Origin of the sequence: Microbacterium sp. NPDC056569, assembly GCF_042793475.1 — a bacterium.
In the GTDB taxonomy this organism is placed as follows: Bacteria; Actinomycetota; Actinomycetes; order Actinomycetales; family Microbacteriaceae; genus Microbacterium.
In genome coordinates, this window is record NZ_JBHTUV010000025.1 from 14232 (window position 1) to 40126 (window position 25895).

The 25895-nt window shown below is 67.3% G+C and carries 23 protein-coding genes; 12 read left to right on the plus strand and 11 right to left on the minus strand.

Going from position 1 to position 25895, the window contains the following annotated elements:
* Positions 1-7 precede the first annotated feature (7 nt).
* Complete coding sequence (locus ACFQ7C_RS19880) at positions 8-1285, plus strand: MFS transporter (protein ID WP_378905551.1); 1278 nt, start codon at positions 8-10, stop codon at positions 1283-1285.
* A 189-nt stretch (positions 1286-1474) separates the two neighbouring features.
* Here ACFQ7C_RS19880 and ACFQ7C_RS19885 read toward each other — a convergent pair whose 3' ends face one another.
* Complete coding sequence (locus ACFQ7C_RS19885) at positions 1475-2266, minus strand: hypothetical protein (RefSeq protein ID WP_378905554.1); 792 nt, start codon at positions 2264-2266, stop codon at positions 1475-1477.
* A 226-nt stretch (positions 2267-2492) separates the two neighbouring features.
* On the opposite strand from ACFQ7C_RS19885, the gene ACFQ7C_RS19890 reads away from it, so the two are divergent.
* Positions 2493-2633: a hypothetical protein gene (locus ACFQ7C_RS19890; protein ID WP_378905557.1), complete on the plus strand. Its 141-nt coding sequence runs from the start codon at positions 2493-2495 to the stop codon at positions 2631-2633.
* 261 nt (positions 2634-2894) lie between these two features.
* Here ACFQ7C_RS19890 and ACFQ7C_RS19895 read toward each other — a convergent pair whose 3' ends face one another.
* The 6 genes from ACFQ7C_RS19895 to ACFQ7C_RS19920 all read right to left on the minus strand — a co-directional run bounded on the left by ACFQ7C_RS19895 (position 2895) and on the right by ACFQ7C_RS19920 (position 10468).
* Positions 2895-5903, minus strand: a complete 3009-nt coding sequence (locus ACFQ7C_RS19895; protein WP_378905560.1) for a hypothetical protein — start codon at positions 5901-5903, stop codon at positions 2895-2897.
* Between the two features lie 5 nt (positions 5904-5908).
* Positions 5909-6367 carry a hypothetical protein gene (locus tag ACFQ7C_RS19900; RefSeq protein WP_378905563.1) on the minus strand — a complete coding sequence of 153 codons (459 nt, stop codon included), beginning with the start codon at positions 6365-6367 and terminating at the stop codon, positions 5909-5911.
* 338 nt (positions 6368-6705) lie between these two features.
* Complete coding sequence (locus ACFQ7C_RS19905; RefSeq protein WP_378905566.1) at positions 6706-7431, minus strand: SDR family oxidoreductase; 726 nt, start codon at positions 7429-7431, stop codon at positions 6706-6708.
* Complete coding sequence (locus ACFQ7C_RS19910) at positions 7428-8249, minus strand: carbohydrate ABC transporter permease (protein ID WP_378905569.1); 822 nt, start codon at positions 8247-8249, stop codon at positions 7428-7430. Before ACFQ7C_RS19910 ends, ACFQ7C_RS19905 begins: the two co-directional genes overlap by 4 nt.
* Positions 8250-8258: 9 nt before the next feature.
* The gene (locus tag ACFQ7C_RS19915) at positions 8259-9203 is read right to left on the minus strand and encodes a carbohydrate ABC transporter permease (RefSeq protein ID WP_378905572.1); all 945 of its coding nucleotides are present in this window, start codon (positions 9201-9203) and stop codon (positions 8259-8261) included.
* A gap of 35 nt (positions 9204-9238) precedes the next feature.
* Positions 9239-10468 carry an extracellular solute-binding protein gene (locus tag ACFQ7C_RS19920; RefSeq protein ID WP_378905575.1) on the minus strand — a complete coding sequence of 410 codons (1230 nt, stop codon included), beginning with the start codon at positions 10466-10468 and terminating at the stop codon, positions 9239-9241.
* A 203-nt stretch (positions 10469-10671) separates the two neighbouring features.
* On the opposite strand from ACFQ7C_RS19920, the gene ACFQ7C_RS19925 reads away from it, so the two are divergent.
* From ACFQ7C_RS19925 to ACFQ7C_RS19935, 3 genes are read left to right on the plus strand one after another with little or no spacing between them, the layout of a single operon-like run.
* Complete coding sequence (locus ACFQ7C_RS19925; protein WP_378905578.1) at positions 10672-11700, plus strand: LacI family DNA-binding transcriptional regulator; 1029 nt, start codon at positions 10672-10674, stop codon at positions 11698-11700.
* A 27-nt stretch (positions 11701-11727) separates the two neighbouring features.
* Complete coding sequence (gene yicI / locus ACFQ7C_RS19930; protein ID WP_378905581.1) at positions 11728-14025, plus strand: alpha-xylosidase; 2298 nt, start codon at positions 11728-11730, stop codon at positions 14023-14025.
* Positions 14022-14579 carry a gluconokinase gene (locus ACFQ7C_RS19935; RefSeq protein WP_378905584.1) on the plus strand — a complete coding sequence of 186 codons (558 nt, stop codon included), beginning with the start codon at positions 14022-14024 and terminating at the stop codon, positions 14577-14579. Before yicI ends, ACFQ7C_RS19935 begins: the two co-directional genes overlap by 4 nt.
* A 112-nt stretch (positions 14580-14691) precedes the next feature.
* Here the strand turns inward: ACFQ7C_RS19935 and ACFQ7C_RS19940 are convergent, their stop codons facing one another.
* Positions 14692-15501, minus strand: a complete 810-nt coding sequence (locus ACFQ7C_RS19940; RefSeq protein WP_378905587.1) for a hypothetical protein — start codon at positions 15499-15501, stop codon at positions 14692-14694.
* A 661-nt stretch (positions 15502-16162) separates the two neighbouring features.
* Here ACFQ7C_RS19940 and ACFQ7C_RS19945 point away from each other — a divergent pair.
* The 6 genes from ACFQ7C_RS19945 (at position 16163) to ACFQ7C_RS19970 (ending at position 22047) form a co-directional block, all read left to right on the plus strand.
* The gene (locus tag ACFQ7C_RS19945; protein WP_378905614.1) at positions 16163-17131 is read left to right on the plus strand and encodes an aldo/keto reductase; all 969 of its coding nucleotides are present in this window, start codon (positions 16163-16165) and stop codon (positions 17129-17131) included.
* A 90-nt stretch (positions 17132-17221) separates the two neighbouring features.
* Complete coding sequence (locus ACFQ7C_RS19950; protein WP_378905590.1) at positions 17222-17983, plus strand: SDR family oxidoreductase; 762 nt, start codon at positions 17222-17224, stop codon at positions 17981-17983.
* 25 nt (positions 17984-18008) lie between these two features.
* Positions 18009-19835, plus strand: a complete 1827-nt coding sequence (nhaA, locus tag ACFQ7C_RS19955) for a Na+/H+ antiporter NhaA (protein ID WP_378905593.1) — start codon at positions 18009-18011, stop codon at positions 19833-19835.
* Positions 19832-20548 (plus strand): SDR family oxidoreductase, encoded by a 717-nt coding sequence (locus ACFQ7C_RS19960; protein WP_378905596.1) that lies wholly within the window; start codon positions 19832-19834, stop codon positions 20546-20548. Before nhaA ends, ACFQ7C_RS19960 begins: the two co-directional genes overlap by 4 nt.
* Before the next feature lie 33 nt (positions 20549-20581).
* Positions 20582-21394 carry an SDR family NAD(P)-dependent oxidoreductase gene (locus ACFQ7C_RS19965; RefSeq protein ID WP_378905599.1) on the plus strand — a complete coding sequence of 271 codons (813 nt, stop codon included), beginning with the start codon at positions 20582-20584 and terminating at the stop codon, positions 21392-21394.
* Entirely contained in the window at positions 21394-22047 is a 654-nt protein-coding gene (locus ACFQ7C_RS19970; RefSeq protein ID WP_378905602.1) for an NADPH-dependent F420 reductase, read from the plus strand. Before ACFQ7C_RS19965 ends, ACFQ7C_RS19970 begins: the two co-directional genes overlap by 1 nt.
* 36 nt (positions 22048-22083) lie before the next feature.
* On the opposite strand, the gene ACFQ7C_RS19975 is transcribed toward ACFQ7C_RS19970, so the two are convergent.
* Together ACFQ7C_RS19975 and ACFQ7C_RS19980 are read right to left on the minus strand one after the other, a co-directional pair.
* Positions 22084-23427 (minus strand): FAD-binding oxidoreductase, encoded by a 1344-nt coding sequence (locus tag ACFQ7C_RS19975; RefSeq protein ID WP_378905605.1) that lies wholly within the window; start codon positions 23425-23427, stop codon positions 22084-22086.
* A complete protein-coding gene (locus ACFQ7C_RS19980; RefSeq protein ID WP_378905608.1) occupies positions 23424-24323 on the minus strand; it encodes an LLM class flavin-dependent oxidoreductase in 900 nt (299 codons plus the stop codon). Before ACFQ7C_RS19980 ends, ACFQ7C_RS19975 begins: the two co-directional genes overlap by 4 nt.
* 66 nt (positions 24324-24389) lie before the next feature.
* On the opposite strand from ACFQ7C_RS19980, the gene ACFQ7C_RS19985 reads away from it, so the two are divergent.
* Positions 24390-24737: a winged helix-turn-helix transcriptional regulator gene (locus ACFQ7C_RS19985; RefSeq protein WP_378905617.1), complete on the plus strand. Its 348-nt coding sequence runs from the start codon at positions 24390-24392 to the stop codon at positions 24735-24737.
* Between the two features lie 321 nt (positions 24738-25058).
* On the opposite strand, the gene ACFQ7C_RS19990 is transcribed toward ACFQ7C_RS19985, so the two are convergent.
* On the minus strand, positions 25059-25238 hold the full coding sequence (locus ACFQ7C_RS19990; protein ID WP_378905611.1) for a hypothetical protein: 180 nt from the start codon (positions 25236-25238) through the stop codon (positions 25059-25061).
* Positions 25239-25895: the final 657 nt, after the last annotated feature.

The following is a 25895-nucleotide window of genomic DNA, read 5'->3' on the forward strand; positions in this document are numbered from 1 at the left end:
GACGACGTTGTCCCAGACCACCCTCGACCCGATCGGCGCCGTCGGCCCCGATGCCATCCCCGGCTCGAAGCAGCCGCGGGGGTTCCTCTTCGCCTTCGTCGCCGCCTGGTTCGGCATCAGCCTGGTGCTGAGCACGCTCGGCGGCGCGGCGATCCCCAAGGTGTTCGCGTTCCTCGATGATGCGACCAAGGGCGTCAACCTGTCGATCGTCGCGGCGGTCGGCGGAATCGTCGTCATTGTGATCACCCCGCTGTTCGGCCGCCTGAGCGACCGGACGATGTCACGACTCGGCAAGCGCCGACCGTGGATCGTGGGAGGCGCGCTCGTCGGGATGGCAGGCGTCGTGCTGCTCGCCTTCTCGGTCGACCTGTGGCAGGTCGTCCTCGGCTGGGCGATCGTGCAGACCGGCTACGGCGCGACGAACTCCGCCGTTCATGCGCTTCTGGCCGACCAGATCCCCATGCGCATCCGCGCACGCGTCTCGGCAGCGGCGAGCGTCGCGAACGCGCTGGCATTGATCCTCGGCGCTGTCATGATCGCTGCGCTGCCCAACGACATGCAGTGGACGTGGTTCATCGTGCCAGGCATGATCGGAACGGCGTTCAGCGTCATCCTGTTCTTCCGGCTGCACGACATCGTTCGCACCCAGAAGCCCGAGCCGTGGAGCTGGGCGGACGTTCTGTCGACGTACTGGCTCAACCCAGTGAAGTACCGCGACTTCTTCTGGGCGTGGGCGTGCCGGCTGTTCGTGACGATGTCGATCTTCACCGTCTCGACATACTTGCTGTTCTTCATCATCGATCGGCTCGACGTGCCTCTCGAAGAGGCGTCGGGGGTGTTCGCGACGGTGCTGATCGCCTTCACGCTCGCGAGCATCGTCACGACGGTGATCTTCGGTTGGGTCTCGGACCGCACCGGTCGCCGCAAGGCGATCGTATGGATCTCTGCGATGCTGTCGGCGGCCGGACTGATCGTCGCCGCCGTCGCTCCCGATCTCACCGTCTTCCTCATCGCAATGGTCTTCGTCGGCGCGGCCCAGGGCGCGTTCATCTCGGTCGACATCGCGATGATGACCGAAGTCCTGCCCGACTTCGAAGAAGCCGGCAAGGACCTCGGAATCGTCTCACTGTCCTACCAAGTGCCACAGGTGATCGTCCCTATCCTCGCGATCCCCCTGCTCGCGATCGGAGGCAGCGGCGAGAACTACTCGGCGCTGTTCATCGCGGCGATCGTGTTCGGCGTGCTCGGCGCCCTGTCGGTGCTGCCGATCAAGGGCGTGCGATAGTCCTACTCGGTCAGGCCGTAGTTAACGCGGATGTTGGTGTTCAAGCCGCACCCTGACGCTCCCCTACCGGACAGTGCACGCTGAAGGATCCGTCTGTACGGCCGCCCGGGAACCTCGTTGTGGCCCCGGGTCGACACCTCGACCTCAACACAGCCCGGCGAACGCGTTGACTGAAGACGGGTCGGCGCTCTACCCGGTGTAGCGGTCGTCGTCGAACGCAAGGGGTTCGTCACCCGTGATGTCTCGACGGGGAGTACGCGCCGCGACGAGATCCGCGAACCTGCCCGCGGGGATCTCCTGGCGTGCGATCGTCTGGACTCTGTAAGCCTCGAGGCCAGGTTCAGATGGCTCCCGCCACGTCTCTGCACCTTCCAAGTGCTGTCGGGCGTAATCAAGAGCAGCCTCCAGCGCCCTCGGTCTGCCAGGACGGGCGGACCAGTCCAGGATCGCGAGCCAACGCCCTACTCGGGCCAGCGATGCGTCGGCATCCAGCAGTTCCTCATAGACGGTAGCGATTGCCGCAAGTGCGTCGTCTCGGCGCTCGACCAGCGATTCAATCGCCTGCACTACGCGATCGGGCACAATGTTTAGCGCCCGCGGCGCTTCGGTAGCTTCGTCGTCGATGCGCTTTGTTGCCGATTTGTAGGCATCTGGCCATTGCTCGATGGATCGCAAGAGCACGGGCATCATCTGAGCGGCGTGCCCATATGCTCGGGCAGCCCGCACGTCGATCGCGATGGCGTCCTCGCTCAGACATATGAGTCGGCCTGCAATGTCTTGAATCTGTTCCGGCGAGAGGTACCACCAACCTTCTTGCTCCCTTCCCGGGCCGACGAGCAGTACTCGAGTGGCTCTTGCCCGCAGCCGTTTTGCCTCTGCTCGATCGGCTAGGCCGGCGCTGATCTTTCCCGTCAACAGGATGGCAACAACGGCCGAGATGACCGCTGATAGCACATAGCCCCATATTGCCTCGCCGCTCATGCGAGTCGCCTCCTTTGCACCGTGATTTCGCCCATGCTCATCCCCGACACCTGCCTTATCTCGCGGAACGTCGCGCGAGGTTTTCATCTGTGCTCGGCTATATGCAAGAGACACCAAGAGGCTGTCGAGATACGGCTCACCGCCACGGCGCCGTGGCATTGGCTGCTGTTTCGAGCGTCGCCCGGAAGAGGATCCGGTGGCGGCGAGGGTCCCCTAGGGTGGGCGCATGAGTGAGCGTCCCGCAGACCCCATGGCCTGCCCGACGTGCGGCGACCGCTTGTCGTTCGAGATCCTCGACAAGGAGAAGTTCCTTGTCGACTGGTCCTGCGTGAACTGCGGTCTCATCCGCACGACCGGGCCCGCGTAACCCGGGTTCCCTCGTGTGACTTAGCCCGGCACGCACCTCAAGCGGGCCGCGCCCGCAAGAGGATCGCGGGGAGCTGTCTGCGAGCGGTAGCGGCGTCGTTGTTGCCACAGCGTGCAGAGGAGTAGGTGCGGCGGCCGTTTCGGCTGGGTGTCCGAACTCGGTCTCGGCGCGAGTGGCGGGCGCATTGCCCGAGCCAACCGCCTGGGGCTTCGATGAATGGCAACAACCTCGTACGAGAGCTTGACCGGAGCGGCAGCGGGGTTAGTGGAGGAGATCGGCGGCGGTGTTGCGAACGCTCGGATCGGTCGCGTCCGCCGCAAGGTGGGCGATGACGTGGCCGTAGTGTGCCGACTGGTAGCTGCGGAAGCGGAGACCGCGTGAGGAGGTGCCCGGACCGCCGCGTCGTGTCCGTGCGGAGCCGATCACCGCGACGTGCAACAGGGCGGCTTCAAGGCGGCTGCGCACTTCGGACGGGTCCACGCGGCTGTCTTCCGGAAGCCGGTGTAGGTAGGCTTCCGCCCACGCCATCCGGGTGCTCCACCCGGCTGGGTCGAGGCCCAGCAACGGGAGGTCGTCGGTCAGGGTCGCGAGTTCGAGCAGCGCGGGCCGTGTGGTGGAGCCTTCCACGTCGAGGAGGATCAAACCGCCGGCCGCGGCGGACCACAGCCAGTTGCCGGCGTGGGCGTCCTTCTTGGTGACGGCGGGCGCGTCGGTGAGCAACTTCGTGAACCTGCCGTTCGGCTCGGCGGCTTCTCGATTCTGGGTGAGCTGCGCCGCTGCCCGGGCGAAGGTGCCGGCGACGTCCTCGGCGGGTCGTTGTGCGGCGGGGAGGGCGGTGTGGAAGTCGGCGAGGGCCTCGACGGCGGCGGCGAAGTATCTTTGTGGGTCGGGTGTCCGGTCGTCGAGGTGCTCGAACAGGTGATGCGCCAGGGTGTGCCCGGGCAGTCGTCGCATTACGAGCACCGAGTCTGATGGGCTGACCTGGACGACACCGAGTGGGTCTGGCGCCGTCCAGGTGGCCGGCGGCTCGGCAGCGGATAGCCAGTCGGACAAGCTGGTCAGTGCGCCGTGCTCACGGCGCGCGGTCGCGTGGTCGACACGCTTAAGGACCACGATTTGACGGGTCAGCCCGTAGGGGTCGCTGGCGGTGGCCACACCGCGATCGCCGCCGCGTGCTTTGCCGCCGAGGGTGCGGTCTGTGGAGTCAGCGAGGCTAGCGAACAGTTCTGCCGCTTGGCGTCGACGCTGCGCGGCAGCTGGCCCGGTCGCGGCGTCAGCGTCACTCAGCGCCCGCCACGCGTCGTAGACCGGGGAGGCCGGGGCATGCCGGAACTGCTGCGCGGGCCCGGCCGGAAGCGACGCACGCCGGCTTCGGTCCCGAGTGGGCGATGGGGCGGGAGGTGCGGGTTGCCTGCTTAGGCGGTTCCGGGTGGGCGCGATCGCGTCGACTGATGTGAGCGTCTCGGCGAGGGCGACTGCGTCCGCCGCGCTGTCGAAGTAGGTCGTGTCGCCGGTGAGGTCGAGGAGGTGGTCGGCGGCGTCGACGACGCGGGCTGCGCAGGCGGGGATGTCGAAGCGTTCGCGAACCGTGGTGCGGGTTCGGGACTGTGCGGTGAGCGCTGAGACACCCCAGAGCAGCGTGTCGTGCCAGAGCCCGAGCTGGTCCTCGTCAGCAGCTTCGGTGGTGGGGGAACGCAGTGCCGCGACGGCGGCCGCCGCCTTGGAGGCTCCGTCGTATGCGGCGGCGGAGACGGTCACACCGGCGACGAGGTGTTCTCGGGAGAGGTGGAGCGCGCGCTCCATCCCGGCCGGTGACGACGCGGGAAGGTGGATGGCGCGCGCGAGAGTGGCGGCGTGCCCTCGCACGTGACCACGCGCGGTCAGTGTCAGCGACGGGTGGGCGATGTCCACTTCGATGCGATCCAACACCGCTTCCGCAAGCTCCCTCCACGACTCTGCTGCCAGGTCGTTCCGGGACCACACGACCGCCTTGACGAGCGATCCTGCAGGGACAGCGGCGGCGACGGGCAATGCACGTGCCTTGGCAATGCCGGCCAGCACCGCGTCCAGGTCGCGGTCGTCCAGGGCCGATTCCAAAGTGTCGGCCAGTTCCTGCGCACTCAGCCGTTCACGGGTTTGGTCGTCGGTGTCTCCGCCGACGAGTAGCTGCGCCGCGGCTTCCACGTCCTGGCGTGCGGCCGTGGTGTCGGCGCGGGCGGTTGCCAGGCGGGCCCGCGCGAGCAGCAACCGGGCGAGCTCTGCGGAGGTGCGATGGGGGATGGTGCGGGGGTCGCCCCAGTCCGCCAGCGCCCGGTCGAGGTGGAACGTGTCCCGACCGCCGTCCGCGTCCGTGGCGCGCTCGTACAGCAGCGCGTGAGAGCGACCGCGTTTGCTGAGCTGGTATCCGATGTCGGCACTGCGCTCGTGGTGCGGCAGCGCGATCGCGTTGTCGTAGCGGGAGATCGCCTCCCGCAGCTGGGTGACCATGCCGACGGGGTCGCCGGAGCCCATCGCGACGACGGCGTCCGCGTGCGCCACATCACCGAGGAGCGTCTGCGCGGACGAGTTGTGCTGGTCCGACAATCGGACGGCGGCTGCACGTGTGCCCGGCCGCAACGGTTCGCCGGTCACCTCATGCAGGCGCAGTGCGAGTTCGAGCGCGTAGCCGTCATGGTCCGCGGTCACATCCCCGTACTCTTCTGCCTGCGCGGACCGGGTGAGGCCTGCCCGGAGCAGGTCGATTCGTGCGGGATCGTCGCGTGGCATCGTCCGGGCAACATGTGCGGCGGAGGTAGCCATCTGGGAGGTCATGGTCCGCAGCGTGGGCGGTTGCGCACGCTCGTCCCGGTCGATGATGCTGGCGGTCACGTCGAAGCTGCGGCGAAGCAGCCATGCGCCGCTGTCCCGGGTGTCTGGCCGGTCGACTCGGCGGCGTCCCTCATGGAAGTACCGGGAGGCGAGCCGGCGTCCGAGCACGATCCTGGTCATGAACTGGTTCTTTCGCAGCCGGACGAACGAGGGTTTCAGGGCCGCGGCGTGCTGGGTGAACAGTTCGGACACAGCCTCGAGGAACACCAGGGTGGTGACGTCGTCCCATTTCCCGTCCATGGACAGGAAGTACGCCTGAATAAGGTCGTCTGGTTCGGCCACGCTCAGCTCGGTGAGCGGTCGACGGAGGGTGCGTTCGAGTATGGCCCGCCAGCCGGCGGGCGGGATGACCCCGTGCGCCCTCAGCTGCGCAGCGGATCGTTCGAGGGCGATGTCGAGCATCGTGCTCACAACACCCTGGCATGCGCGGCGACGTCGTCACGTGAGGTGGACACGAATGCTTCCACGTCGCCGCGGGACTGGTCGCTGAGCGTCACGAGCCCGGCTCTGTTGGGGGCGTCCTTGATGGCGCCGGTGCGGTCCAGGGCGGTCCGGGCCGCGGTCCGCACCGTGTCGTCGCCAGCCAGCAGTTGGACCTTGAAGTAGGTTCCCCAGGCGTGGGATCGGGCGGCGTACACGTCCGGTTCGTCACCCGCGGTCGCCGCGGCGCCGTCGCGGACGAACCATCGCTCCATCAGTGCGCGCCGATAGTCCATGACTGCCGCCGCGAACTCCGCGTATGCCGCGATGCGCGCGTCGTGCAGCGATTTCGACACCTGCGCGTGCTTGGTGAACGTGTAGGTGAACATGCTCCCGATGACCACACCGATTAGTGATCCTGCTACCGCGATCAGGGTTTCCGGCATGCCAAGAAACCTACCGCCGGGCGGCGGACCCTTCGGGTAAATGTCACACCCGCGTCCCGGCGCTCGTGACGGCGCCGATTCGTGGGACCGGCACCCGCCCCGCAGAGGTCTTTCCCCAAGAGCGGGTCAGTTTCATTTCGCATGCCGCGCATCGGGCCGCCCTCGCACTCAGACCACGCAGGTGTGTCGCGCGCTTTGCCTCCTGAGCGTGCCGCATGGTCAGGGGGTCCGGGCAGAGCTATCGGCTCTCGCGCCGAGATGTCACAGGAGGGCGAGACCGAGATCCTCCCTCATGCCCGCCGGCGGCCCCGCTTACGTTACCGCCCGCATGGGGATCCTCAGGGCTGGGATCTGGGGTTGATGACCAGTTCGTCGATGCGCACGCGTTTCGGGGTCTCGAGCACGTGCATGGTCGAGGCCGCGACGTCTTCGGGTGCAAGCATCTGAGCGCGCTGCTCGTGACTGGGGACATGGGCGCGCTGTTGGAGGAACGCGGTGTCGATGTCGCCGGGGCATAGATGCGTCGCGCGGATTCCGAGGCCGCTCGTGTGCGCGTTGAATGTCTGGACGAGGTTGGACAGCGCCGTCTTGCTGGCGCCGTAGCCAACTCCGGCAGCTTCGGCGAATCGCCAAGCTGCCCTCGATGACACGATGACCGCCGAGCCTTGCGTTTTCACGAGATGCGGGACTGCGGCATGGAGGATACGGGTCGGTCCGATGAGATTCGTCTGAATGATCTGCTCGGTTTCGTCGATGTCGAGGTCGAGCCAGGTGCGTCGCGCGGCATTCATGCCCGACGACACGACGACGGCGTCGAGTCGGCCGAACACCGAGGCTGCACGGTCGACGTTTTCCGAGGAGCTCCCCGCTGCGATGTCGAACGGAACTATCGCGGCCTCGCCGCTCAGTTGCCGAACGGTCTCGGCGAGTGTCTCCTCACGCCGCCCGGACACCACTACCCGCCACCCCGATTCGGATGCCGCGATCGCGGTGGCCAGGCCGACGCCGGATCCGCCGCCGATCACCCACACCACGCGAGGATCGGCGGCCGAGTCCGAGGTCACGACTTGACGGCTCCGCCGAGCGCGCCGGCGGCGATGTAGCGCTGGGCGAGGATGAGCAGCAGGATCGCGGGGAGTGACGAGATGACGGCGGTCGCGAGCACCGGTCCCCAACTCTGCACGTTGCCTTCGAGGTAGTCGTAGATGCCGAGGGTGATGGGCTTGACGTCGTTCGAGGCGGTGAGGGTGAGGGCGAAGATGAAGTCGCTCCACGCGAATAGGAAGCTGAACAGTGCCGCCGTGATGATCGAGTTGCGGCTGACGGGCACCACGATCGACCAGAACGCGCGGAAGTGTCCGGCGCCGTCGACGCGCGCAGCCTCGACGAGCGAGGGCGGGATCGAGCGCATGAAGGCGGTCATGATCAGGATCGCGAACGGCACCGCGTGCGTGGCATCGGCGAGGATCAAGCCCGGGATGGAGTTCAGCAGCCCGAGGTCGTTGAACACCGTGTAGAGCGAGTTGGCGATCACGATGCCGGGGATCATCTGCGCGATGAGCAGGCCGAACTGGAACGTGGTCGATCCCTTGAGCCGGAACTGCGCCATCGCATAAGCGGCCGGCGTCGAGATGATCAGGGTCAGCAGGACGGTGCCCAGCGAAACGATGATGCTCGTGACGAGGTTTCCGGTCTGCTGCTCGATGGCCTTCTGATAGCCCGAGAAGTCCGGGTTGATGGGGAAGAACGTGCTGCTCGCGGCCATACCGCCGCCTTGGAGCGACACGTTGAACATCCAGTAGACCGGGAACAGCATGAACACCAGGATCAGGATGCCGACGGCTGTCGTCGCGACGGCGCGAGGGGTTGTCTGCGTCTTCATTGTCGAGTCCTACTCGTCGACCTGCTTGCGGTTCGCGCGCAGGTAGATCGCGGCGAACACGAGCGAGAACAGGATGAGGATGTTGCTGACGGCAGCTCCCGTGCCGAACGAGAACTCGCGGAACGACCGGAAGTACGAGTCGGTTGCGAGGGTCTGCGTCGCGTTGGCGGGCCCCCCGCCGGTGAGACCGAGGATGATGTCGAGCACCTTGAGGGTGTAGATCACGCCGAGGACGAGCACGACCGTGACGACCGGGCGCAGGCTCGGCCAGGTGATGTGCCAGAACGCCTTCCACCCGGTGGCGCCGTCGAGCGCCGCGGCTTCGTACAGCTCCTCGGGGATGTTCTGAAGACCGCTGTACAGGAGTGCCACATTGAACGGGATGCCGAGCCAGATGTTGACGATCACGACGGCGAGCAGAGCGACGTCGGGGCTGGTGAGCCACGGCACGGGCGCGATGCCGAAGATGCCGAGGAACTGGTTGAGCACGCCGCTGTCCTGGTCGAGGATCCACTTCCACACCGACGTCGAGGCGATGACGGGCAGGAGCCATGGCAGGAGCAGCAGCGAGCGAAGGACGTTGCTGAGCGGGAACTTCCTGCTGAAGAAGAGGGCGAACAGCAGGCCGATGACGAACTGCCCGATGATCGAGCCGATTGTGAACAGCGCCGTGTTCGCGACGGTGATCGGGAAGATGTTGCTGGTGACGACCTCGACGTAGTTGGCGAATCCCACCCACGGGGCCTCGCCGGTGAAGAACGTCTTCGTCGTGTACTCCTGGAAGCTCATCACCAGGTTCTTCACGACGGGGTACCCGAAGAACGCGATCACGTAGATGATCGCGGGCGCCAGGAACAGCCACTGGACCACCAGCTCGCGGACGCGCCCACGCGAGGGCCGCGTCCGCGGGGCGCGCACGGTCTCGGCCGCGCGCGCCTCCGCCAACACAGTCATAGTCAGAACTCTCTCGTCATCGACGGGTGGGGCGATCAGCCGGCGGCCTGCTCGAAGGCCTCGTCAGCGGAAGCGCGACCGGTCAGCGCGAGCTGCACACCGGTGTAGATGGTGGTCGCGGCCTCGGGCCATTCCTCACCGAGGAGCGCCGTGCGCGCGCGTGCGTCCGCCACGGTGTCGACGAACGCGGCGATCAGCTCGTTCTCCGTCGCAGCCTCCGCGGCCGCCGTCGTGCTGGACGGGACTGCACCGCGGCCCGTCGCCATGGTGAGCTGGTGCTCGTCTTGAGTGATGCAGTCGACGAACTCGCCGGCCTTCGCCATCTTCGCGTCGTCGCCGGTCTGAGGGACGGTGAACGTCTCGCCTCCGAGCGGTGCGATGGAGGTGTCGCCCGACTCGGGGACGGGAATCTGCACGACGTCGTAGTTCAGGCCCTCGGTCGCGTTCAGCTTCGGCATGTTCCACGGCCCGTTGATCATCATGGCGGCGTTCCCCGCGATGAACTGGTCGTTGACGTCGTTCTGGCTCCAGCCGACGACACTCGACGAGGCTGACCCGTCCTGCACCAGATCGGTCACGAACTGAAGCGATTCGGCAGCCTCGACCGAGTTCAGGTCGTCCTCGGTGGCGCCATTGCTCCACAGGAACGGCAGGAACTGCCAGGTGCCCTCGAAGCTGTTCGCCGCACTGAATGCGAGGCCGTAGCTCTCGCCTGAGGTGAGTGCTGCCGCAGCATCCTGCAGCTCGGCCCACGTGGTCGGGGGCTCGACGCCCGCCTCGGCGAGGGTGTCGACGTTGTAGAAGAGGCCGATCGAGTTGACGATCGGCGCGATGCCGTAGAGGTCGCCCTCGTAGGATCCGGCATCGATGATGCCCTGGGGGAAGCCCTCGCCGTCGATGCCGTAGTCACTCAGAGCGCTGAGGGCGCCCGAGGCTGCGATCTGCTGCACGTCGGGGTTGTCGAGCATCAGGACGTCCGGGAGCGTGCGCGACGACGCCTGCTGAAGGACGGTCGCAATGAGCCCGGAGCCGGCGACGTGCGTTGCTTCGACCTCAACCCCGACCTCAGCCGCACAGGCGTCGTAGACCTCCTGGTAGATAGGCGCGCTCGTCTCGCTGAGCGTGTCGGTGATCGTCAGGGTGATGTCGCCGTCAGCCGAACCGCCGCCGCTTCCGGCACTGCAGCCGGTGAGGACGAGGGCGGATGCCGACGCCGCTGCGCCGACGAGGATCAGGTGCTTTCGCTTCAGTGCTGTCGCGTTCACCGGGTGCTCCTTTGCTTGGTGGAGAGGGTTCCGCTCACCGCCGCTATCGACACTGAACGTGGGGTGCGGGGAAAGCTGCTCGTACAGTAAAGCGCTTGACCGCCAATTGGTCAAGCGCTTTACTGGAACCGGCTGATCTGCATACACTGGGTCGCGGTCCGGCACGGTGCCGGCCCGGACCATCCGTTCTCAAGGGGGTGACGATGGCGACGATGCGGCAGGTGGCGGAACGCGCCGGGGTCTCGATCTCGACCGTCTCGTTCATCGTGAACAACACGAAGCCGGTCAGCGAGGAGACCCGCGCCCGCGTCGAATCGGCCATGGACGAACTGGGGTTCCGCCGCAACGTCCTCGCCCGCGCTCTCGCCACCCAGCGCACCCGGATCATCGCGATCGCCTTCCCCAGTGAACAGCACCGCTTGGGTCCGACTGCACTCAGCATCATCACAGCCGCGGCCGCGACCGCAGCCGACCGCGGTCACAGCGTCGTGCTGTGGCCAGTCGGCTACGAGGACGGCCGCCTGGACGAATACGCCCGCAGCGGGCTCGTCGACGGTGTCCTCCTCATGGAAGTGCGCGCCGACGACCCGCGGATCGCCGTCCTCGAGCGGCTCGGCATCCCCTTCGGGCTCATCGGGCGCACCCGAACCGACGAGGAGCTCTCGTTCGTCGACCTCGACTTCGAGATGGCCGTCCGAGACGGAGTCGAGCACCTGCGAAGCCTTGGGCATCGCGAGATCGCCCTCGTCGTCGGCGAGATCGCCGGCCCCGACTACGGCGGGTACGGGCCTGTCATGCGCACCACGGAGGCGTTCCGGAATCGCATGACCGAACTCGGCCTCCCCGCGGTGATCGTCGAGTCGCCTCACACACCGCTCGGCGGTGTCATGGCGGCTGAATCGCTGGTGAACGAGCACCCCGAGGTCACCGGCACCCTCGTGCTCAACGAGGCGGCCCTGTTCGGCTTCCTCAGCGGAGTGACCCGCACCGGCTACCGGGTCCCCGAAGATCTCTCGATCGTCGGACTGGCCACCTCCGCCGACAACGTCGCCATCGCGGACCCTGTGCTGTCGACGATCGTCGCTCCGGGATCGGAGGTCGGAGTCACTGCCGTCAACGGCATGATCGACGTCCTCGAAGGAACCTCGACCGAACCGACGCGCGCTCTCGTGCGATGCATCCTCCAACCTGCCGGATCGACGACTGCGCCGCCGTCGTCGCGTCCGCTCTGACCCCTTCCCGATGAAAGGCTCCATTCGATGAAGTTCACCGACGGCTTCTGGCACCCGCGTCCGGGTGCGCTCCTCCACTACGCGCGTGAGATCGACCGCGTGCAGCAGCGGGGCGCGAACTTGGTCGCCGTCGCGCCGACCAAGCCTGTGACGAAGCGTGGCGACGTGCTCAATCAGCCGTTGCTCACGGTGAGCGTGTCGGCGCCGATGGAGGACGTGCTCCGAGTCACTGTGCTGCATCACGCCGGACGCGCGACTCCGCTGCGTTTCGACGTCACCGACGCCGCAGACGCGGCAGCCGTCACGGTCGAGGGCGACGCGGCCGAGATCGTCAGCGGCCGCCTGCGAGCGACGCTGAGCACCGGCCCCGCGTGGGACCTCACCTTCACCGCCGACGACCGCGTGCTCACCCGCAACGGGTCGAAATCTCTCGCGTGGGCCGACGTCGCGCCGGGCGCGAGCGTGGACACCGGACCGATCGAGCTCCAGCGCCCCGAGCGCACGAGCTACATGTTCTCGCAGCTCGACCTCGGCGTCGGCGAGACCGTGTACGGGCTGGGTGAGCGCTTCGGTCCGGTCGTCAAGAACGGCCAGACCATCGACATCTGGAACTACGACGGCGGGACCTCCAGCGAGCAGGCCTATAAGAACGTCCCGTTCTACCTGACCAACCGCGGCTACGGCGTCTTCGTGAACGACCCCGGCCACGTCTCGTTCGAGGTGGGCAGCGAGGCCGTCGAGCGCGTGCAGTTCTCGGTCAAGGGTGAATCGCTCGAGTATTTCCTCATCTACGGCCCCACGCCCAAGGAGATCCTCGAGAAGTACACGGCCCTCACCGGTCGGCCGGCAGCGGTGCCGGCGTGGACCTACGGGCTGTGGCTGTCGACGTCGTTCACCACCGACTATGACGAAGAGACCGTCAACCGGTTCGTCGACGGAATGATCGACCGGGATCTCCCGCTGTCGGTGTTCCACTTCGACTGCTTCTGGATGCGCGGCTTCAATTGGTGCGACTTCGAGTGGGACCCGCAGGTCTTTCCAGACCCGGAAGGGATGCTCCAGCGGCTGCACGACAAGGGTCTCAAGGTGTGCGTGTGGATCAACCCGTACATCGCACAGGAGTCCCCGCTCTTCGCCGAGGGCATGGCGGCCGGCTATCTGGTCAAGCGCCGGGACGGATCGGTGTGGCAGTGGGACCGCTGGCAGGCGGGCATGGGTCTGGTCGACTTCACCAACCCCGCCGCGGCGGAGTGGTTCAAGAACCACCTGCGCCGTGTCGTCCGTCAGGGTGTCGACGCATTCAAGACCGACTTCGGCGAGCGCATCCCCGTCGATGTGGCCTATGCCGACGGCTCGGACGGCGAGCGCATGCACAACATGTACACGCACCTGTACAACAAGGCCGTGCACGAGGTGCTCGTCGAGGAGCTCGGCGAGGGACAGGCCACCCTGTTCGCCCGTTCCGCCACCGCCGGCGGCCAGCAGTATCCCGTGCACTGGGGCGGCGACTCGACGTCGTCCTTCCCGTCGATGGCCGAGACGCTTCGCGGTGGCCTGTCGCTGGCGTTCAGCGGCTTCGGCTACTGGAGCCACGACATCGGCGGTTTCGAAGGCACCCCCGACCCTGCGGTCTTCAAGCGGTGGATCGCGTTCGGCCTACTCTCGAGTCACAGCCGCCTGCACGCGAGCGAGTCGTATCGGGTGCCCTGGGTGTTCGACACCGACGAGTCCGACCCGCAGAGCGCGGTCAACGTGCTGCGCCGCTTCACCGGCCTGAAGGCCGAGCTCATGCCCTACCTGCTCGCCGCGGGCATCGAGACGCATGAGCGGGGCATCCCGACCATGCGCCCGATGCTTCTCGAATTCCCCGAGGATCCCGCGGTCGAGCACCTCGAGCGCCAGTACATGCTCGGTGCAGACCTGCTCGTGGCCCCGGTCTTCTCCGAGGGCGGCGACGTGTCGTTCTACCTCCCCGACGGGGACTGGATCCGGGTCCTCACGGGCGAGCGCGTCTCGGGCGGACGCTGGCTGCGCGAAGTCCACGAGTACACCTCGGTCCCGCTGTTCCTGCGGCCGGGTGCGGCGATCCCGCTCGGCAGCCAGTCCGCCCGCCCCGAAGACGCCACCACGACCGCCATCCTCGTCCACCCCGACTTCGAAGGCTCGCGAGTGGTGCGCTCGATCGATGGCGAGTTCACCGTGACCCGCGACGGCGACCAGATCGTGGTGTCGGGCGCTCCCGGAGACTGGAGCGTGCAGATCGCCGGTCAGGATGCCGCGGCATCGGTCGACGGCGTCGCCGGCACGACGGTGATCTCGGCGTGACCACCCGCGCCGGGAGCGACGGCGCGGCCGTCGTCGCTCCCGTGCGCGTCCTCGTGATGGGGGTCTCGGGATCGGGTAAGTCCACGGTCGGCCGTGCGCTCGCCGAACGACTCGGCGGTGTGTTCATCGATGCCGACGACCTGCATGATCCGGCAGCCCGAGCCAAGATGGCTGGTGGCACACCACTCACCGATGAGGACCGATGGCCGTGGCTCGCTCGCGTCGCCGTCGCGATGAACGCCGCCGCGGTGGCGTCCCCCGCGGTCGTGGTGGCTTGCTCGGCATTGCGGAAGACCTATAGGGATGCCATCCGGGGCGCGAGCGAAGGCCCGGTCGTCACCGTCCACCTCGACCTCGACCGCGAGTCGCTCCACGCCCGTATGACCGCTCGCGAGCACTTCATGCCCGCAACACTGCTGGACTCGCAGCGCTCAACCCTCGAATCGCTCGGCCTCGATGAGGTCGGCATCCAGATCGATGCGTCGATGTCCATCGATGCAATCGTCGATGCTGCCACGACGACCCTGCGCCTCGGGTGTAGTCGTCCGTCGTAGAAGCACTGGGGGCGCCTCCGACGGATCAGCGGCGGCCTGAACTCCAGGGTCAGCCGCGCGTAACGGTCCCCTCATCGTTCGATGCCCTGACGGGGATCCGGCGCAGTGCTGATCAACTGAAGCTGGAGGCCATCGCGCCGATGAGAACTGCGGCTAGCGGCGCTGTGAGGATCCCTAGCGTGATGGGCCAAGCGCGCGGGTTGCGGCGCCGCAGGGGTGTCAGCCAATAGGCAGCTTCTGCGGCGCCGACGACCCAGAAGGCGGTGGCGATCGCGCCGCGCGGAAGCATCGTTCCGTTCTCGATCACGGCCAGCGCCGTTGAGGTGCCGAGCCAATACGCCCCTGCAGCGATCGCGAGCAGCGCCAGCGCCATTATGATCCGCAGAAGTGGTGAGCGGCTGATCGCGACGGTCATCCGCATGAGCCCGTCCATGACCCGCGACCACAACCCGGGTCGAACGGTGGCCGCGCTCACGCCGGGTGCCCAGCCGTGCAACTGCGCGAGGAATCGGTGCCGGCGACGGTACATGGACGCCGGCAAGAACGAGCTTGACTTCAGCATGATCGGAGTCAGCGTGCTCCATCGATCGGGCGCCCCTGGCAGCGACCACCGAACCATCGGCCACTCGAGATCGGCCCGATCGACGGACAGAATCGCGGCACGCGGGATCCGTCGAGTGCGGAGGAAGCCGACGATGTGCAGCATCTCCGAATCAAAGCTGACACGCGCGATCACGCAGCGTGCAGCCCCCCATGCACTGACGGCGACTGCCCCCATCGCGAGGAGCGCGAGCCACACACTTCGAAGATCCCACGCCGCGTAGATCAAGACGAGCCCGAGGCCGACGCCGATCACGCACGCCGAGAAATTCATCGCGGTGATGCCACGCTCAGGGCGAAACACTCCCGAGGATGCTGCCATCGCCGCCTGCCTTCCCACTCAGCCCGAGACATCCTCGCATTCCGGACAACCAGGCGACGCACAACGGCCGCGCCTTGTGGACAACTCCGCACGAGGGTTGGTCGCCGGTCCACATCTCGCGGCCACGGTTCAACTCCAGCGACAGCCAGTCATGACGAGCTCATGAGGGCGCGGCTGCGGTATGGGCCCCCATCAAGCGGGCCGCTCAGAAGCACCTGATCTTGAATGTCGGGTATCGCTACAAGGCTCGTGCACAATGCACCCGTTTGCGCGCGAACACGTCCCTCAACCGGTCAGTGCCCGGATAGTCGCTCGCGTGCAGGTGCGGAGGCTGCCGTCGAGTCGAGCGGTTCAATTCTGGTCGACGCAGGAAGCGGATTCGACGCCTTCGCCCGTCAGTCGCGCCTGCGCGGAGCCGGAGTCGAAGGGACGTCAGGAAGAACTGAGTGCGCTGATGCGGCGGTCGCGATCGGCATTTGGACGGCCTCGTGACCGTCATCGCCACGGGAGTGCTCGCCCTCGTCGCGGCTTGAGTCGCCGCGGCGGGTTGTGATAGTCGCCCTTGACCACGCGCCTCCCCATCTACAACACTTGCGCACACATCGACGAGACGTTCCTGGTTCGCAGTGCGGAGGGGGAGATGACGCGGAGATTCGCCGGCATGGACAGCGTTCCGCTGGGTGGCTCGGGTCTGCTCGTGAGTCCCCTCGGCTACGGTTCGATGCCACTCGGGGGGGTGTATGGCCCCGCGTCCGAGGCTGAGTCGATGGCCCTCGTGCGACATGTGCTCGATTCCGGCGTGAGCATGATCGACACCTCGTCTTTCTACGGGGATGGGGACGTCGAGCGGCTGATCGGGCGCACCGTCCGAGGCCGTCGAGACGAAGTGCAGCTCGCCACGAAATTCGGCATGCGCGGGCCGGGATTCGGTAGGCCCGAGAAAGTCCGAGAGGCTCTGCACGACAGCCTTCGGCTCCTCCAGTCGGACTACATCGACATCTTCTACCTCCACCAGATCGATCCCGAGACGCCGATCGAAGACACGGTGGGCGAACTGGGATCCTTGGCGGCAGAAGGAAAGATCACCGCGGTAGGACTGTCGGAGATCACTCCGAACACCCTGCGCCGCGCTCACGCGACGTACCCGATCGCGGCCGTGCAGCAGGAGTACTCGCTGCTGGCTCGCGACATCGAAGCCGAGCTTCTGCCGACGGTGCGTGAGCTCGGGATCACGCTCGTCGCGTACAGCCCGCTCGGGCGGGGGTTGCTGACCGGGCGCATCCGTCGTCCCGGCGACCTGCCGTCGGACGATCCGCGTCGAGCGGCGTATCCGCGTTTCGCGGGGCGCGACCTCGCCCGCAACCTGCGCGCCGCGTCGCGGTTGTTCAAACTCGCGGAGGCTCTCGACGCGACGCCCGCCGAACTCGCGCTGGGCTGGGTGATGGCCGCGCACATGGTTCCGATACCGGGCACGCGAAGCATCGCGCATTTCGACGAGAACATCGAGGCGGCCGTGAGTCAGCAGGACATCGCGGTTACCCATCGGCTCAGCCGAATGTTCCCGATCGGGGTTGCCAGCGGCGACCCGTATGCGCCGCAGTACCAGCAGCGGCTTGACGAAGCGCCCTGAGCATTCCCAGGAGAATCCGACCTCGTCGCGGTGGCGGTACTCCGCTAGCGTCAAGGCAGCGACACGCCCGCACGCGCAAGAGGAGCGCCAGTGAACGACCCGACCCCTCGTCGCGACCGACTCGCGATCGTCACCGGTGCCACCGGCGCGATCGGCAGTGCGATCTCGCGGCGACTCGTGGCGGACGGCGCGAGGGTCGCGCTCTTCGCTCGCAACGACCGGAGGCTCGAACGTCTCGAGCAGGCCATCGGTGCTCCGGAACGGGTGCTTCGAAGTCGCGGCGACGTGACGCAGGCCTTCGACCTCGTCGAGGCGCGCGACGCGGTCCGCGATCGCTTCGGCGCTGACCCCGACCTGGTCGTCGTCAGCGCAGGAACCTTCCGGGCATCCTCGTTCGAGGCGGCCGTGCCGTCGGAGTGGGACGCCATGATCGGCACCAACATCCAGGGCGTCCTGCACACCGTGCAGACCTTCTCCGAGGGCGTACACGCCGCCGCCGAAGAAGGGCGCGCGGCCGACATCGTGCTCATCGGATCGGCGATCGCCGAGAAGCGCACGACCGCGTTCGCGGTGTACTCGGCGATCTCCGCGGCCGTCGAGCAGCTCGCCAAGCACCTGCGCGACGAGTTCGGCGCCCGCGGCGTGAGGGTGCACCATATTGCCCCCTACTACGTCACTTCTCAGCTGGGCGCAGACATGTCGGATGCCGAGTGGTTTCGCGAAGTGCAGTCCCAGTTCGTCGAGTACGAGTCCATCGCACCGGAGTCGGTCGCAGACCTCGCCTCGTTCATGGTGTCGCTCCCTGCCCGCGCGAACTTCGCCGAGGCCACGATCCGTCCTTTGAAGAGCTGACATGGCGCCCGCGATCTCGTCCCGAATGAGTGAGTTCGTCCGCTCCGAGAGCGCGGGGGCGGTCGCCCTCGTGGTGGCCACGGCTGTGGCGCTCGGATGGGCGAATGCGTTCGCGTCGAGCTACGACGAGTTCTGGCACACCGACATCGCGTTGATAGTCGGCGACGGCGCCCTGTCGATGTCGTTGCAGCACTGGGTCAACGACGCAGCCATGGTGCTCTTCTTCTTTCTCGTGACACTCGAGGTGAAGAAGGACATCGTGCTCGGCGAGCTCCGGGAGTGGCGGCGTGCGAGCCTCCCCGTGATCGCGGCTGTCTGCGGGCTCGCGGTTCCCGCAGTGCTGTTCGTCGCGGTCACGGCGGGAACCGCGAACACGGATGCCTGGGGCGTTGTCATCTCGACCGACACGGCGTTCGTCGTCGGTATCCTCGCGGCGTTCGGCAACCGCGTGCCCGTTCAGCTGCGCGTGTTCCTGCTCACCCTCGCCGTCGTCGACGACGTCGGCGCGCTGGCGGTCATCGCCATCTTCTACACGGATGGGCTTCAGCCGTGGTGGCTGCTCGCCGCCGCCGTGGTGTCGGCGCTGATCTGGCTCGTGCAGCGCGCCCGAGTCTGGCGGGCGAGCATGTACATCACCCTCGGCGTTGTGCTGTGGTTCACGATCCTGGAATCGGGCGTGCATGCGACGATCGCGGGGGTCGTGCTGGCGCTGCTCCTGCCTGTGTACCCACCTAGACGAGAGACGATCGATCGCGCGGAGACCTTGACGCAGGGTTTTCGCCGCACGCCGAACGCGGAGCGGGGAGTGGCTGCCGCCGACGGCATCCTGAGTGCACTGTCGATCAACGATCGCTTCCAGCTGTCGCTGCACCGCATCGTCGCCCTCGTCATCGTGCCGGTCTTCGCCCTCGCCAACGCGGGAGTCCGGATCACCCCGGAGTCACTCGAGCACGCCTTCACCTCGCCTCTGACGTGGGGCGTGATCGTGGGCCTCGTAGTCGGCAAATTCGTCGGTGTGACGGCGTCGGTCCTGATCGGCAAGCGTCTCAAGGTCGGCGAGCTCTCGGAGGCGCTTCACTTCCGTCACATCGCGTCGGGATCGCTGCTCACCGGCATCGGGTTCACGATCTCGCTCTTCATCGTCGACCTCGCCATCGAGGACCCGATCGCGCAGTCCGACGCGCGGATCGGAATCCTCACAGCCTCCCTGCTTGCCGCCGCCCTCGCCGTCGCGGCGCTGTGGCTCGCCGCGCGATATGACGCGGCCCATGCCCCTGCCCGCATGACCCTCGCCCACCCCATCGAGCCGGAACGCGATCACATCCGGGGTCCGCTCGACGCGGGCCACACCCTCGTCCAGTACGGGTCGTTCGGGGGAGTGGACGACCTCAGCACCGAGGAGGTGCTGAATCAGGTCGTGGACTACTTCGAAGGCGATCTCTGCCACGTGTTCCGGCACGCACCGCCGAGCGCCGAGGGCGCGCCGGAACAGACCGCCGAAGTGCTCGAGTCGGTAGCGGCGCAAGATCGGAGGCTGTTCTGGCCCATGCGGCACGAGCTCAATCAGATCAGCGAGCACCGTGCGCTCGACGCGCGGGAGCTTCTGCGCGCGGCCGTCAACGTCGGCGCGAACCTGTCCCGCGTGGAGAGCGATCTGCGACGCAGCACGCGTCGCGCGCGTGTGCAAGAAGACTTCACGGACGGCGAAGCGATGGGCCTGGGCAACCCGCCGATCCTCTTCGTCAACGGCGTCATCTACGGCGGTGAGATCGCCCCTGACGCGATCATCGCCGACCTCATCGCGACCCGCCCCGCGGGGGCTCCCGCGCAGGCGGAGGAGCGGCTGCGATGAGCGACGCGCCACACGTCGTCAGCGGCGGAGCATCAGGCCTCGGGCGCGCCACCGTCGAGCTGCTGCTGGCACGGGGCGAGCACGTGATGGTGATCGATCGCGCGCCGGAGCCTCCGGACCTGGCCGGCCGCGTCGCCTACGTGCGACACGATCTGCACGACTTGGAGGGGCTGCCCGTCGCGCTCGGCCACACCCTGGGCGAGGATCCATCAGTGCGCTCCGTCGTGGCGTCGGCAGGTCTCGGACTCTCGGATCACTTCGCGTCGACTCCCGTCGCGCAGTGGCGCGATGTCATCGACACCAACATCACGGCGGCTGTCGCACTGATTCAGGCTCTTGTGCCAGCACTGGCGCGCGAGGCGGCGGCATCCGGATCTGCCGATGTCATCACAATCGGGTCAGTCGTCGATGAGAATTTCTATCCCGGATCGACGGTGTACGGGGTGACCTCGGCGGCGTTGCGGATGCTGTCGCGCCACCTGCGTCAGGAACTGCGAGAACTCGGCATCCGCGTCGCAAACGTGGCGCCGGGATACGTGCGATCGCCCTGGGCGGAAGCCCTGACGCTCACGTCGGAGGACTACCAGCGACTCGGCCCCGACCTCATCACGATCGACGACGTCGCCGCGATCCTTGACTACGTCCTGCACCGACCCGACGGTGTCGTCGTGCACGACATCGTCGCGGTGTCGACGAAACAAGGATGGGGATAGCCGGGCTCGATGCCCGGGTCGTATGATGCGCGCATGACAGGCGCGGCCCGACCCGAACCTGCCCTCGTCCTCACCGGCGCCACCAGCGGCATTGGCGAGGCGAGCGCCCGCAAGCTCGCACGACGATCGAACCGTCTCATCGTTCAGGGCCCCGAGTCGATGGAGTCCGTCGCGGGCCTGCTCAGCCAGCTGAACGAGGGTCGCGACGACCCCGTCGTGTACATACAAAGCGACTTCGCCGATCTGAGCGCCGTGCGAGAGGCCGCCCGGCGCATCCGTCAAGCCGCGGGTGGCCCCCTCGCCGGGCTCATCAACGATGCGGCGATTCCGGGTCCGGCGCGCCGTGCCGTCACGGGTGACGGTCACGAGCGCGCGCTGCAGATCAACTTCCTCGGACCGGTGCTGCTCACCGAGACGCTGCGCGACACGATCGCCCCGACGGGGCGCATCGTCAACGTGGCCTCGGCCACGCATGAGATGGCCCCGCTCGACCTCGACGATATCGAGCTCGAACGGGGCTACTCCGAAGTCCGGGCCTACGCCCGAACGAAGCTCGCGCTCATTCTCTACACACGCTGGTGGTCGCGGCATCGCCCGACCGAAGCCACCGCGGTCAGTCTGCACCCCGGCGTCATCGAGACGGATCTCCTGCGCGCGATGTTCGGATCCATCGGAACCGGGGTGGACCGCGGCGCCTCGAACGTCCTGCACGCCCTGGATGCTCCGGCGGCCAGCGGCCAGTATTTCGACGAATCGAAGGCCGCGTCGCCGAGTGTGGAGGCGCAGGACGCGGGGCTCGCCGACGCACTCATGGACTGGACCCACGCTCAGCTCGAGGGCGCCTGATGCGGATCGCGATCGTCGGCACCGGCCTGCTCGGGCGCACGCTCGGCGCCGCGTGGACGCAGCACGGCCACGAGGTCGTTCTGGGGTCGCGTGATCCCGCGGCGTTCCGGTCAGATGACTTCATCGTCACGAAAGTCGCGGATGCCGCCAGTCGGGCCGACCTGGTCGTGAACACCGTGCCGGGCATACACGCGGTCGCCGCACTCACGGCGCAGCCCCAGGGGTGGCTGGACGACAAGGTGCTGCTCGACGTGTGCAACCCGGACGACGGCGACGGCGAGGTCGAGCGCTCACAGCCCGAGAGCATCGCTGAGCAGCTGCAGGCAGCTCTTCCAGCCGCGCGCGTGGTCAAGGCGCTCAACACGTTCAGCCGCCTCATCATGGTGGATCCCGCGCGCCTGCCTGAGCCGACGAGCGTCTTCCTCTCCGGTGACGACTCCGACGCGAAGCAGACGGTGGTCGGATTGCTGGTCGACCTGGGATGGGGTCGAGAGCAGCTCCTCGACCTTGGCCCGCTGCGCACCGCGCGCGCCACCGAAGGCATGATCGCGATGTACTACGCCGTCCGTGACGCGCTGGGCACGCGCGAGTTCAACTACCGTGTCGTTGCGATCGCCGGATCGACCGACGACGACGACCGCGAGGACGCATAGATCTGCCGAATGATCCGAGCTTCGCGCCGCGCATGGTCATGACGCGAGACCCGCCGCGCTGTCCTCGGGTCGGGTGAACTCTCGCCGGCCCCGCCAGAACACACCCTCCGGATCGAGTCGTTCGCGGATTTCGCTGACGCGCTCTCCCGTCGTGCCGGGAAACGCACGTTCCAGCGACGACCGGTGCGGGCGGCTCTCGAAGTTGCGGTAGGCCCCGTCCGCATACTCCTGCAGCGGCGCGAACGCGGCGTCGAGGCCGCGCCCGCCGTCGGGCGGGAAGGTGCTCGCGACGACCAGCACTTGCTGGTGCCGATGCGCCCAGGCAGTCGCGTCCGCGGGTACGTCGTTGACGACGCCGCCGAGCGATCGCAGTTGCACGAAGGGGGATGCCGGGTGCGCCGCGAGATCCATCACCGCTTTCGCGGTGGGGGCATCGAATGTCGGGAACAGCGCGTTGGTCGTGTTCGACGGCTGCTGGCCGACATTCGAATGCAGTTGATCCGCGCTGATGAGCGCGCTGTACGGCGCAACGCTCGCCTGCAGTCCGAGTGTGCGGACTCCTAGCTGCGCGAGCGGTTGGACGAGGCGACGAATCTCGTGCTGATCGTCGCTCGCTACCACTGCCGTCAGCTGCAGCACGAAGCCGCTTGCGCCCTGCGAGAAGAGCAGCCCGTTCGTCGTGAGTTCGCGCGGTGCCTGCGAGAGATGCTCCGACCATCGGCGCAGCGTGTCACCACCGGCATCTGCTTCGACCACGACCTGGGCGATTCCGATGTCGCCCAGGGGCATTGCGTCGATGTCGAACGACGTCACGATCCCGAGTGCGTCGCCCGCGCCGCGCAACGCCCACAGCAGTTCGGGCTGCGTGTGGTCGACGCGGATGATCTCTCCGGATGCCGTCACGACGGCCGCAGCGCGGACGCGGTCGATCGTGAGCCCGAACGATCGCGTGAGCCAGCCGACGCCGCCGGCGACGGCGAGGCCGCCTACCCCGACGTTGCCGTGGTCACCCGAGCTGATCGCCAGGCCGAGGGGCGCGAGGCGAGCCGCGACTTCGCCCCATCGTGCACCGGCCCCGATGCGCACGAGGGGTGTGTGGATCACGGTCACTTCGCGGAGCGCCCCGACGTCGATGACGATTCCGCCGTCGTTCGATGCGGTGCCCGCAAGTCCATGACCGCCGCTGCGAACCGACAGCACGCGTCCGCTCGCTGCGGCGTATCGCACAGCGGCTGCGACTTCATGCTCGTCTCGAGGTCGCAGCACGAGCTCCGGGCGACGAGTGGTCGTGTAGGTGGACCGCAGCGCAGGATACTCCGGATGCCCGGCGCGAACAGCGCGCGTCTCGAGCTCGGGTGGCAGGACCGGCAGCGTCATCATGCCACCCTCCGTCGCAGCTGGTCGACGCGCTCGCGGACGCCCCGGACCACCTCGCGGGCAAAAACCTCCAGCTGCGCGACGGGATCCGTCGCCGGCCAGAAGATGAACGTGTCGAAACCGAGCTCTACCGCCCATCGCGAGAGCGTCTCGATCCACAGGTCGACCGAGCCGAGCAAGCCGCCTCGCCCGCTGAAGGGCCCGATCGCACCGATGACGTTGTAGATGCGCCGCACGTCGCGGGGGTCGCGGCCGGCCTCACGCGCCGCCGTGTCGATCGCGGCTTGGCGCTCGGGCACCTCGTCGGGGGCGACGTAGATGTTCAACGGGCAGATCCATCCGTCGGCGGCCCGACCGGTGACGGCGAGCATGCGCGGCTTCTGGCTCCCGAGCCACACCTCGACGGGCTGCGGAGGCACAGGACCCGACTGGTATCCCTCGATGCGGTGTTGCGGGGTCACGAGGCGCACGCCGTCACCACGCAGGGCGCTGTGCAGAACCGCGAGGCTCTGCTCGGTGTAGCGCACCATCTCGGCGCCGGAGTGCGGCTCACCACCCATCGCGGCGACGCCGTGCGCGGTGGCGCCGCCGCCCACGCCGAGCGTCACGCGCCCGGGCGCAAGGGTCGCGAGCGACGCAGCCGCCTTCGCTAGCATCGTGGGCGGTCTCAGCTGAAGATCGGCGACGTCGGGTGTCACGCCGATCTGTGTCGTGTTCGCTGTGAGCCACGTCAGCAGCGCCCACAGGTCGAGGTGGGTGGGTTGATAGGGGTGATCCTGAACGGCGAGGTAGTCGAGCCCCGCCCGGTCGGCTGTCTGCGCGAGTCGCAGAGTGCCGTCGAGGTCGGCGGCACCTGGATCGATGCTCACGCCGAACCGGAGGGTGTGTCCATAGTCCATCCCAAGATCATCGCCGCGAAGGTGCCGGGTTGCAATCGAGCCATTAGGAACTTACTATTGGTAAGTATGGCGGAACCTACGATTCTCGATGAGGAGGCATGTCGCGGATTTCAGCACGCGATCGAGCTGGTGGGTCGGCGCTGGAGCGGAGCGATCATGCTCTCCATCTCGCGTGGAGCGGAAAGGTTCGGCGAGATCCTCCACTTCGTGGACGGGCTCTCCGACCGGCTCCTCTCCCAGAGGTTGAAGGAGCTGGAAGCCGAGGGGCTCGTCATCCGGACCATCGTTCCGACGCGTCCCGCACACTCGCTCTACACGCTGTCGTCGAAGGGATCGACACTCATGGCGGCGATGCAGCCCCTCGTGCAATGGGGTGTCATTGCGCGGCGCGAACGAAGCGACTCCCGAGCGTAGCGATTGCGGCGCGGAATGGGTCCGCTTTCGCACACTGCGCGAATAGGGATCCGAGTGATCGGAGGCGTGTCCTTCTGCAGCGCCGCATCGCTGAGGGTCTGCGCCGAAACTCGCGCGCCATCCGGTGCACTATGGGTCACCCATCGGCCGGTCGTAGAGGGCGGGCACACCCCTTTGCGTCCCACGGCCCTGGACGTCGCCTGACCCGGCCGTTCACTCACTAGCTGTATTCGTTTCGAATGGAGACTCCAAGCTGCCGCCGATGGAGAAGTTTCGGCGATTTGCCGCGATCGTGAGTGCTGTTTCCGGACTACCTCAGCCTCAGGCGCGGTCGGTGGCGCGGGCGATGCCCCGCAGCTCGTGCTGCACGTAATCGCCCACCCGTACCGGGGAATCGAGAACCGAGACAGCCGTGTAATAGTGCTCGAGTCGTCCGTCCCACGTGATCACCGCGGGCTTATGCGCGTACAGCGCGTCGATGTTGCTCGCTGCTGCTGCCACCCTTCGGCGATCGCGGCAACGGCGTGCACCACCTCGCCCCCGGAGACCGGTTCGGAGGAAGCCGTTCCGTTCGAAGGTGCGCCGCTGGTCGTGGCACAGCCGCTGAGGACCAGTGCGGCGGAGAGCGCGGCGATGGCGAAAGCGCGCAAGGGCCTGTGTGGATTTCGTGTCATGAGAGATGCCGTTCGTGAGGACTGTGGAAGCGCAGAGGGATGATGCGCGGGAGCGCGTCGTCAGCTTGAAGGGCCTCCTCCGCTGCCGAGAAGCGTCGCCGTCGCCCGCCGTCATGCACAGACGCGCGCCGTCACATTCCCCGCCGGCGCGTCATACCGCTCGAGTCGCCATTTGTCGCATCGTCCAGCAATCCCGAATGCAACTTGGATAACCCTCGGTGACTGTCGGTTTCCGGTCTTGACGAGCGACTAGGGCGGCTGCGTGGACGCTTCTACTGTCGCCGGTGGGACCCCATAGGGTCCGCTCGGACGGCGAGTCCCGCCGCCCGAATCGTGCGGGATCGATCGCGCTCGCATGATGCCCCCCCACCCACAGCACTGCCGAACGAAGGCGACACCGTGAACAAGATCCGCACTGCGACAGCACTCACAACCCTGGGACTCGTGGCCGCGATGATGGCCGGCTGCGCCTCCGCCGCAGCGG